Origin of the sequence: Streptococcus oralis (assembly GCF_001075875.1) — a bacterium.
GTDB lineage: Bacteria > Bacillota > Bacilli > Lactobacillales > Streptococcaceae > Streptococcus > Streptococcus oralis_I.
The window spans coordinates 1-2601 of the sequence record NZ_JUOS01000002.1; the positions used below are offsets into that span (position 1 = coordinate 1).

The window sequence follows — 2601 nt, forward strand, 5'->3', positions numbered from 1 at the left end:
AAAAGCTGATGAAATCAGCGTAGTAGAGCCCACTCAACCACTGCGTCTTGCTCGATAATCAAAAGAGAATTGAGAGGCTAGGACTTTTGTCCCAGCCTTTTCTTGTCTTGCCAACTAAAATAATCAGAAGGCTCCTAAGAAAAGTTATTTTCAAACTTTTTTGATATAATAGAAACATTGACTTGAAGAATAAGGAAGAGAAAATGAACGATTTATTAAAGGGAATGAATGACCGTCAAGCCGAGGCTGTTCAAACCACAGAAGGACCTTTGCTGATCATGGCGGGGGCGGGATCTGGTAAGACTCGTGTTTTAACCCACCGTATTGCCTACTTAATTGATGAAAAGATGGTCAACCCATGGAATATCTTGGCCATTACCTTTACCAATAAAGCTGCCCGTGAAATGAAGGAGCGTGCTTATGGACTCAATCCAGCTACTCAGGATTGTTTGATTGCGACCTTCCACTCTATGTGCGTGCGTATCCTACGTCGCGATGCCGACCACATTGGCTATAATCGCAATTTTACGATTGTTGATCCTGGAGAACAGCGAACGCTCATGAAACGCATTCTCAAGCAGTTGAACTTGGATCCTAAAAAATGGAATGAACGGACTATTTTGGGAACCATTTCCAATGCTAAGAATGATCTGATTGACGATGTTGCTTACGCTGCTCAGGCAGGAGATATGTACACTCAAATTGTAGCAAAGTGTTATACGGCCTATCAGAAAGAACTTCGTCAGTCAGAGTCGGTGGACTTTGATGACTTGATTATGTTGACTCTACGTCTTTTTGATCAAAATCCCGATGTTTTGACTTATTACCAACAGAAGTTCCAGTACATTCATGTTGATGAGTATCAAGATACCAACCATGCTCAGTATCAACTCGTTAAACTCTTGGCTTCTCGTTTCCAAAATATCTGCGTAGTTGGGGATGCTGACCAGTCTATCTACGGTTGGCGTGGTGCTGATATGCAGAATATCTTGGATTTTGAGAAGGATTATCCTCAAGCCAAGGTTGTTTTATTGGAGGAAAATTACCGTTCGACCAAGACCATCCTCCAAGCTGCTAATGACGTTATCAAAAACAATAAAAATCGTCGTCCTAAGAATCTCTGGACTCAAAATGCGGATGGGGAACAGATTGTCTACTATCGTGCTAATGATGAACAAGACGAGGCTGTCTTTGTTGCTAAAACCATCGATGAACTTGGTCGAAGCCAAAACTTCCTTCACAAGGACTTTGCAGTTCTTTACCGTACTAATGCCCAGTCTCGTACCATTGAAGAAGCTCTGCTTAAGTCTAATATTCCTTATACTATGGTTGGTGGAACAAAGTTCTATAGCCGTAAGGAAATCCGTGATATTATCGCTTATCTGAATCTCATTGCCAATTTGAGTGATAATATCAGTTTTGAGCGGATTATCAATGAACCAAAACGTGGCATTGGACCAGGAACAGTAGAGAAAATCCGTGACTTTGCCAACCTACAAAATATGTCGATGCTTGATGCTTCAGCTAACATCATGTTATCAGGGATTAAAGGTAAGGCAGCCCAGTCTATCTGGGATTTTGCCAATATGATTCTTGATTTTCGGGAGCAACTGGATCAGTTAACCATTACTGAGTTAGTGGAAGCAGTCTTGGAAAAAACAGGCTACGTGGATATTCTCAATGCTCAAGCAACCTTAGAAAGTAAGGCTCGTGTTGAAAATATCGAAGAGTTCCTTTCTGTTACCAAGAACTTTGATGATAATCCAGATAATCAGGAAGAGGAAACTGGCTTGGATAAGCTCAGTCGCTTCTTGAACGATTTGGCCTTGATTGCAGATACAGACTCTGGCAGTCAGGAAACATCAGAAGTAACCTTGATGACGCTCCATGCGGCAAAGGGATTAGAGTTTCCAGTTGTCTTCTTAATTGGAATGGAAGAAAATGTCTTTCCACTTAGTCGTGCAGCAGAAGACATGGATGAACTAGAAGAGGAACGCCGTCTAGCCTATGTCGGTATCACGCGCGCAGAGAAAATTCTCTATCTGACTAATGCTAACTCACGCTTGCTATTTGGTAGAACGAACTATAATCGCCCAACACGCTTTATCAATGAGATTAGTTCAGATTTGTTAAATTATCAAGGTTTGGCGCGTCCTGCTAATAGTAGCTTCAAAGCATCCTATAGTAGTGGAGGTGTCGCCTTTGGTCAAGGCATGAGTCTAGCTCAAGCTCTACAAGATCGTAAACGCAACGCAGCACCAAGATCAATTGAATCAAAAGGACTACCTTTTGGACAGTTTTCAGCCGGTTCTAAATCGGCTTCTAGTGAGACAGGTTGGTCTATTGGTGACATTGCCCTTCATAAGAAATGGGGCGAAGGAACTGTTCTAGAAGTTTCAGGAAGTGGATCTACTCAGGAATTGAAAATCAATTTCCCAGAAGTCGGCCTCAAAAAACTCCTAGCCAGTGTAGCACCGATTGAGAAGAAGTAAGTTTTCTAAATGAATAAGATGAGGTTGGGACCAAAGATCTCGACCTCATTTTTTATTAGCAATCAAACTTTGACGCGGTAGCTGATTGAACTTTTTGTTCGTCTTTTAG

1 protein-coding gene is annotated in these 2601 nt (G+C 41.7%); it reads left to right on the forward strand.

What is annotated here, in order from left to right; translation table 11 throughout:
• Window positions 1-203 precede the first annotated feature (203 nt).
• Window positions 204-2492, forward strand: coding sequence for a DNA helicase PcrA (gene pcrA, locus ADM33_RS00050; RefSeq protein WP_049502650.1), 2289 nt, complete (start codon window positions 204-206; stop codon window positions 2490-2492).
• The last annotated feature ends 109 nt before the right edge of the window (window positions 2493-2601 follow it).